The sequence below is a fragment of the Sporosarcina sp. NCCP-2222 genome (genome assembly GCF_023168145.1).
Lineage (GTDB): Bacteria > Bacillota > Bacilli > Bacillales_A > Planococcaceae > Sporosarcina.
The window spans coordinates 73,316-80,585 of sequence record NZ_BQYK01000012.1 but is presented as its reverse complement, the minus strand read 5'-3'; the positions used below and the strand labels follow the sequence as shown (position 1 = coordinate 80,585).

The following is a 7,270-nucleotide window of genomic DNA, read 5'->3' as shown; positions in this document are numbered from 1 at the left end:
AGCTGCCGGCGTTAAAATAAGGCCTGGTGCTACCGCATTACAGCGAATCCGGTCCTTGCCATACTGAGTTGCGATATATTTAGTCAAATGAGCAACCGCCGCTTTAGAAGCACCATACGCTGATCTAATCGCATCAGAAGCAAAGGCAGCCATGGATGTTGTATTAATGATCGAGCCGCCACCCACTTTTTGCATGTGCGGAATCGCATACCGGCTTCCTAACAAAACGCTTTTCGTATTAACTTTCATAAGACGATCCCATTCATCTAAATCCATATTGACGACATCAAGGTCTTTCTGAAGGTTCGTCAAGCCGACATTGTTGAAAAGAACGTCAATTTTGCCATACGTATCAACCGTAAAATCGACCGCTTCTTTAATGGATTCTTCTACAGAAGCATCAAGGAAAATAGCGGAAGCGATGCCGCCTTCTTTTTCAATTTCCTTTACTGCTTCCCGAGCGCCTTCGATATTAAAGTCACCGATGACGACTTTCGCTCCTTCTTTTGCCAAAAGCTTTGCACTGGATAATCCGATTCCTGAAGCACCACCTGTTACGAGGGCCACTTTCCCTTCCACTCTTGCCATTGTTTTTACCACCTTTATATTAGTTTTTCACTATCCTCACTGATCCTTCATGACGTGCTCAAATAGCTTTTTTTGGATCGAAATCATTTGATCAATCTCTTCATCCGTGAGAACGGAATAAATTCCTTGCCACATAGTTTGTCCTTCTTTTTGTGCATCAGTCAAAATGTCAAACCCTTTTTCGGTAATCGAAATCCGGACAATCCGGCGGTCCGTCTCATCATACTGGCGCTCCGCATATCCTTCCTGGATTAGCTTGTTCGCAATGCTCGTCATGCCTCCAGGCGTATAACCAAGTTTCTTCGCCAGTACCGATTGCATTTGAGGGCCTTTTTCCCGTAACTCCGCGAGGACAAGAATTTGAGATATCCCAATGTTCCGGTTAAAACTCTTTAAAAATCTCAACATCGTTTCATTATTGAGCAGCTCCGCTTGACGGATCAGATCGAAAATAGTTGTCTTCATTGCCATAAAAATTCCCTTTCTATTGCTTATTTATTTTAACGCTAAGATATTTCATTATCAATAATTATGTTCGTAAAATGTTTATAACTAAACAAATTGTTTCATCCATTACAAACAGATAAAAACAATAGATGATTGCTAGTTCCATTTTATCCAATCAGCTGGATTTCCCGAGAAATAAATTATTCTTATATAGAATATGAGGACAGGTTGGATGATTGAGTTGATTGTTAGTAAATTTGGGTTGTACGCCAATTAATCAACCTGAACGCCATTAAGTACGGACGTACGCCAATAAATCAATTTGAACGCCATTAAGTCTGGGTGAACGCCAATAAATCAATCTGAACGCCATTAAGTACGGACGTACGCCAATAAATTAATCTGATCGCCATTAAGTCTGGGCGAACGCCAATAAATCAATCTGAACAACATTAAGTCTGGGCGAACGCCAATAAATCAATCTGAACGCCATTAAGTCTGGGCGAACGCCAATAAATCAATCTGAACGCCATTAAGTCTGGGCGAACGCCAATAAATCAATTTGAACGCCAGATAATTGATTCCAACGCCAGAATATCCATCCGAACGCCAGATAATTGATTCCAACGCCAGAATATCCATCCGAACGCCAGATAATTGATTCCAACGCCAGAATATCCATCCGAACGCCAGATAATTGATTCCAACGCCAGAATATCCATCCGAACGCCAGATAATCGATTCCAACGCCAGTTAAACAACGGCCCTTACTTCAACAACTCTTCCGGGATAATCGTAAACCCATCAATAATCGTATCTTCCTCCACCTCTATCAACAGGCAGCGCTTTCCGCCGACTGTCACTTGTTTCACGTACTTTAAATCTTGCGGACTGATGGAGATGTTAGCTACTTTTGTTTCGATCTTAATGGACTTGGATGTGTATTTCGGGACAATATGGGTTGCTTTCAGTTCGTACGATTCGTCATCAATTACGGTAAGGAAGGCCCGTTCCACTTTATCCGAGTCGACGTCTTCCACGCCGCTCACTTTTAACACGCGTTCCAGCTCTCTCGTGTCCAATGTCGGGATGTTTTCGAGTTCTTCCTCTTCCTCGTCAACTTCTACCATCCGATTGATTTCATCGTACAGATTGGCAAGGGTGCGCGTATTCACCTCGTGCCCGATTACTTCTTTCACAATCTCTTCAAAGACCGCCTTATCCTCCTGGGCTGTCATGATTTCCTCGCCGTCCAACACGGTTTCGATGAAATGGTAGTTCGGCTTATTCGCTTTCCCCGCCGCATACAAAATATGGTTTACATCTGCTGCATTGTTCGTAAAGGTCGGGAACAGAAAGCCTCCGATTGGAGACGTCAAATTAATAATCGGGTCGGCCATAAAGCTTGATTTAAATTCTTTCCCGACAAAATCAAACACGAGAGACCGTTTGGGCTGCTCCGTCTGATTCATGCTGCACAGAATAAATGGCGTCGTGTATACTTCGTCCCGCACATCGGCCTCCGTCTCATCAGGCTCCCGCTTTGTCGGCTTAAAATAACTTCCCCTTATAAAGGTGATGACAATGTCTTTATCATATTGGACGTCCTGCACCATCTTCTTGGCGATTTGCAGCATCCCTTCTTTCCAATCCGCCACGTCATCGACTTGAAGTGCTTCATAAAGTATAGTTTGCGTGTGGTCCTCCCGTTCCTCTTCCTCCCGCTTAAACTTCACTTCAAACAGCTTCTCATCCAGCTTCCCGCCGAGCACTTTTTTAAAGTTCGTCAAAAATAATTCCTGCTGCTCCCGATCGAGCAAGGAGAACGCTTGGCTCGCCTCATGATAAATTTCGTTACTCTCCTGTTTAATGTATACATTGTAAATGTCGCGGATCGTCAACAAATCCGTGCCTAACTTAAAATGTTTTCGAATATCTGCAATATCTTTCTTATTCATATTATCCAACTCCCTAATAGGTAAGAAATTCATAGTAAAAAGGAGTATCCCAAGAGATCTTGCTCTTGTGACACTCCCTCTATTATATCAGTGATTGGCTGAAAGGCAGGCTTGCAACCCACTAGACTTGCTTATTCTTTTCCAATAGCTGTTCCATTTTTTGATCCGCACGAAGTAAGACTTGTTGAATCTGCTGAATCTCTTTTTCCCTTTGAACCATGTACGCCTGCTTTTGTTGAAATAACGCCCTGACCTGCTGGAGGTATTGGATTTCCTCCTCTTTCAAATTAGCATTGTGTTCCAAGTTACCTAACCATTCAAATAACAGCTTGATTTCCTGAAGCGTAAAGCCTGCTTGTTTCAATTTCCGGATTGTATCCAGCAATTCAATGTGCTCCGCATCATAATCTCGCTGTTTGTTTACTAGGTTGGGCTGCAATAAACCCATTTTTTCATAATACCGAATCGTATCCTTGCTGCAGCCTGTACAAGCTGCAAAGTCACCGATTTTCATTGTCTCACCTGCCTATTTTACAAATTGGTAGACCATGAAAAGGAGAACACAATGAAAGAACAATCGAAAGAGATGATGACTGTATCGAATTCTTCCATTCCCCTTTCCTTCTGCCAAGGCCAGTATATGCAATAACCCGAATTCCACAAGCAGCATCCATAGGACCACCTCTTTGCTGGAAATGAATAGCGTTGCGAGAATGCCGAGAGATACTGCAATAAAGAAAACTGCCCGTAGCTGAAATCCTTGTTCTTTCCACTTTTGAACGCCCGCCGTACACATCAACACTGCGTATAACCCAATGATCCCATACACTGCAATTGCCAAATAAAACCCCTCCCATCTTTCTATCTACCACTGTAAAAGATGGAGTTGACTCCATGTCAATCGAAAAAACACATTAGGTTTACAAGATTTTTACACTCTCTTTATACGTTCCTTACATTTCCTCTATATAGTGGAAATGTAAAGGAACCCATTATGTCGGGCCGAATCACACTTATACAATATGTTCGTTCTGAACATGGTACTTCCATTTTACTGCATGCAACATATGACAGGAGGAATAAATTTTGAAGAAAGCACTTGTTTTACTGATGATGGCATTCGCGCTAGTTATTTTGGCCGCTTGCGGAGATTCCGAAAAGGATTCTTCAAAAGAGACGAATAACAAATCAACGGAATCGGCTAAAGGCAACGACACGGCAGGTGAGAGCGAGAAAACAAATGAAACAATCGATTCTCTCTCTATTGGCTTTGTTCCTTCCCGAGAACCGGAAGAAATTATTACAGCTACCGAGCCGTTAAAAGATCTGTTAAAAACAGAATTAGCTACGCTTGGCTATGATGTGAAAAATGTAGACATCACTGTGGGTACAAACTATGAAGCAGTCGGCGAAGGTCTTTCTGCAGGTACAATCGACATTGGCTTGATCCCCGGCGGAACTTATGTCTTATACGACGATGGGGCAGAAGTCATTTTAACAGCTACACGGGCAGGGCTCACAAATGATTCGGATAACCCGAAAGATTGGAATGACAATAAACCGACAGACGCTTCCGATCAACAAGTAACTTATTACCGTTCTTTGCTCATTGCAGGTCCTTCTGAAAAAGGGCAAGCCTTGGCAGCGAAAGTGAACAATGGTGAAGAATTGACTTGGGACGACCTGAATAACGCTTCTTGGGCTGTCATGTCCTCCTCCTCACCGGCAGGTTACATTTATCCGGCAATCTGGCTCGGCGAACATTATGATCAAACCATCACAGACCTTTCACATGTTTTCCAAGCTGATTCTTACGGTAGTGCGTTTGCCCGCCTCGCCGCTGAACAGATCGATGTCCTAGTTGCCTACGCGGACGCACGTCGAGACAATGCGGAAGCGTGGGAAAAGGATTTCAACCGCAGTTCTTCTATCTGGGATGAAACAAATGTCATTGGTGTAACGCCTGGCATTTACAACGATACTGTAAGCGTCAGTAAAAATTCCGACTTGATGAATGATGATTTCAAAACAGCCATCCAAACGGCTTTCATGAATATCGCAAAAACAGAAGCCGGCAAAGAAGTGATTTCCATCTATAATCACGAAGGGTATCAGGAAGCAACCTCCTCTGATTATGATAACGAACGGAAAGCACAGGAAATGGCAAGAAGCCTGCAATAACGAACAAACGAATCCAATGAGGTTGTCTCATGTAGCGGGACTGTCCCCTACGAGACGCCTCATTTTTCGCAAGAATGGGAGATTCCTTATGATTGAATTTATAGAAGTAGAAAAAACCTACGGCAAACATGTCAAAGCATTGCAGGACATCAATTTAAAAATTGAACAGGGGGAATTCGTTGCGGTCATCGGCCTATCCGGCGCAGGAAAATCAACTTTAATTCGCTGCATCAATCGGATGCATGATATTACGGGCGGACAACTTATTGTCGACAATATCAAGGTCAATACATTAAAAGGGCGGGAGATCCGGAAGTTCCGAAAACGAATTGGCATGATTTTTCAATCCTTCAACCTCGTGACCCGGACAACTGTCATCCGGAATGTCCTAGTCTCCTTCGTTCCAGACCTGCCCTTTTGGCGAAAAGTGAGCGGGATTTTTTCTAAAGAGCATAAGATCAAAGCATTGAGCGCGTTGGATCAAGTCGGCATTTTGGATAAGGCCTACATCCGTGTTGATCAGTTATCTGGCGGTCAGCAGCAACGGGTCGCGTTGGCCCGGACACTTGCCCAACAACCGGACATCATATTGGCAGATGAACCCATCGCTTCGCTCGACCCAGTCACCGCCAAACAAGTAATGGATGATTTCAAACGAATTAATGAAGAAATGGACATTTCCATCATCATGAACATTCATCATGTTGAAATCGCGTTGGCCTATGCCGAGCGGATTATCGGTGTGAGGGAAGGTCGCATCGTTTTTGATGGAAAAGCAAAAGACGTTACAGAGGACATCCTGAATTATATTTACAAAGGACAAACGGCAGAAGGAGCGCCTATTAGAGAAGGAATGCATGCTTATGTATGATAAATTTTTTCCACCTAAAAAAATAGTCTTGCCTAACGGAAAGAGCATTGCCGAAAGAAGGTCTCGATTTCCACTTGCAGTCGTCCTCTTTCTCGTGGCCCTCTACGTTTCATTACAGTTCACTGGCTTCGATCCGCAAACAATAGTCAAACGATGGCAGCAGTTTTTTGTTATTATCCAAGCAATGATTCCGCCAAATTGGTCGCACACATCTTCTATCATCAAACCATTGCTGGACACCTTAAAAATGTCCTTGCTTGGATCATTTTTAGGGTCTCTGACGGCAATTCCTGTCGCATTTCTCGCATCGTCAAACATTCTAAAGAGCAAACTTGTACATGGCTTGGCTAAAGTATTTCTGACTATTTTACGGACAATGCCGACTTTGGTGACCGCTCTGGTGGCCACTTTCATATTCGGACTCGGCACATTGGCCGGAACAGTCGCTATTTACGCCTTTACCCTCGCCTACGTCGGGAAGCTGTTATACGAGCAAATTGAGAACACGGATATGAAGGCTTTCGAGGCAATGGAATCGCTTGGGATGAATCGGCTTCAGGCATTCCGCTATGCTATCTTTCCACAAGTCTTGCCGAACTACTTGTCGACTGCACTGTTCTGTTTCGAGGGGAATGTTCGCTATGCCGCGATCTTGGGTTATGTCGGCGCAGGGGGGATCGGGCTCTTGCTACATGAAGGATTGGGTTGGAGGGATTATGCCAGTGTCGGCATGATTCTTCTTATACTTGCACTCACTGTTTTTTTAATTGAACAGATCAGTGAGCATTTTAGAAAACGGTTTATTTGAAAGGATGCTCAATCTTGGATAAATACGAAAATTATTTATATGCATATGAACGGAAAACACCCTACGCCATCATGATAGGATTCATTTTTTTACTACTGATTGGATGGTCGTTCACAACCGTTCAGCTGCAGAATGTAGAAAAAAGCGGATGGACAATTGCTTCCAATATTTTATCGGGACTTTTGCAGCCTGATTTGGGCCTGCTCTTCACTTTTACCAAGCAAGGTGTCCCCTATTTGTTTGTGGAAACAATTGCAATCGCTTTTCTTGGAACGATATTAGGCGCGCTCCTTGCCATCCCGCTGTCCTTTCTATCGGCTTCCAATGTCGTCCCTCAACCTGTGGCTTGGGTGACAAGACTGTTCTTAATATTTATACGGACTGTCCCTGCGCTTGTCTATGGACTGATGTTCATTC

At 43.6% G+C, this 7,270-nt stretch carries 10 protein-coding genes; 4 read left to right on the top strand and 6 right to left on the bottom strand.

The genetic code is table 11. The annotated features are described in order from the left end of the window. The 6 genes from NCCP2222_RS19125 to NCCP2222_RS19100 form a co-directional block, all read right to left on the bottom strand. Nucleotides 1-588: SDR family NAD(P)-dependent oxidoreductase (locus NCCP2222_RS19125; RefSeq protein WP_248513982.1), on the bottom strand; the 588-nt coding region annotated here is incomplete at its 3' end. Between the two features lie 36 nt (nt 589-624). Continuing rightward, complete coding sequence (locus NCCP2222_RS19120) at nt 625-1,059, bottom strand: MarR family winged helix-turn-helix transcriptional regulator (RefSeq protein ID WP_248513980.1); 435 nt, start codon at nt 1,057-1,059, stop codon at nt 625-627. 533 nt (nt 1,060-1,592) lie between these two features. Continuing rightward, entirely contained in the window at nt 1,593-1,796 is a 204-nt protein-coding gene (locus NCCP2222_RS19115) for a hypothetical protein (protein WP_248513979.1), read from the bottom strand. 6 nt (nt 1,797-1,802) lie between these two features. Further along, complete coding sequence (locus tag NCCP2222_RS19110; protein WP_248513978.1) at nt 1,803-2,993, bottom strand: DUF4317 domain-containing protein; 1,191 nt, start codon at nt 2,991-2,993, stop codon at nt 1,803-1,805. Between the two features lie 121 nt (nt 2,994-3,114). Continuing rightward, complete coding sequence (locus NCCP2222_RS19105; protein WP_248513977.1) at nt 3,115-3,507, bottom strand: MerR family transcriptional regulator; 393 nt, start codon at nt 3,505-3,507, stop codon at nt 3,115-3,117. A gap of 12 nt (nt 3,508-3,519) precedes the next feature. Then, nucleotides 3,520-3,834 carry a hypothetical protein gene (locus NCCP2222_RS19100; RefSeq protein WP_248513976.1) on the bottom strand — a complete coding sequence of 105 codons (315 nt, stop codon included), beginning with the start codon at nt 3,832-3,834 and terminating at the stop codon, nt 3,520-3,522. 242 nt (nt 3,835-4,076) lie between these two features. On the opposite strand from NCCP2222_RS19100, the gene NCCP2222_RS19095 reads away from it, so the two are divergent. From NCCP2222_RS19095 to NCCP2222_RS19080, 4 genes are all read left to right on the top strand, one after another. After that, on the top strand, nt 4,077-5,174 hold the full coding sequence (locus tag NCCP2222_RS19095; RefSeq protein WP_375709224.1) for a phosphate/phosphite/phosphonate ABC transporter substrate-binding protein: 1,098 nt from the start codon (nt 4,077-4,079) through the stop codon (nt 5,172-5,174). Between the two features lie 88 nt (nt 5,175-5,262). Beyond that, nucleotides 5,263-6,045, top strand: a complete 783-nt coding sequence (phnC, locus tag NCCP2222_RS19090; protein WP_248513975.1) for a phosphonate ABC transporter ATP-binding protein — start codon at nt 5,263-5,265, stop codon at nt 6,043-6,045. Next, entirely contained in the window at nt 6,038-6,853 is an 816-nt protein-coding gene (gene phnE / locus NCCP2222_RS19085) for a phosphonate ABC transporter, permease protein PhnE (RefSeq protein ID WP_248513974.1), read from the top strand. The genes phnC and phnE overlap by 8 nt, the downstream gene beginning before the upstream one ends. 14 nt (nt 6,854-6,867) lie before the next feature. Then, nucleotides 6,868-7,270 (top strand): PhnE/PtxC family ABC transporter permease (locus tag NCCP2222_RS19080; protein WP_375709223.1); only part of this gene is annotated, 403 nt, incomplete at its 3' end.

Excerpts from the sequence above, each read along its gene's own strand:
- NCCP2222_RS19110 (WP_248513978.1), bottom strand. The coding sequence starts at position 2,993 with ATGAATAAGAAAGATATTGCAGATATTCGAAAACATTTTAAGTTAGGC.
- phnE (WP_248513974.1), top strand. The coding sequence starts at position 6,038 with ATGTATGATAAATTTTTTCCACCTAAAAAAATAGTCTTGCCTAACGGA.
- NCCP2222_RS19105 (WP_248513977.1), bottom strand. The coding sequence starts at position 3,507 with ATGAAAATCGGTGACTTTGCAGCTTGTACAGGCTGCAGCAAGGATACG.
- phnC (WP_248513975.1), top strand. The coding sequence starts at position 5,263 with ATGATTGAATTTATAGAAGTAGAAAAAACCTACGGCAAACATGTCAAA.
- NCCP2222_RS19120 (WP_248513980.1), bottom strand. The coding sequence starts at position 1,059 with ATGGCAATGAAGACAACTATTTTCGATCTGATCCGTCAAGCGGAGCTG.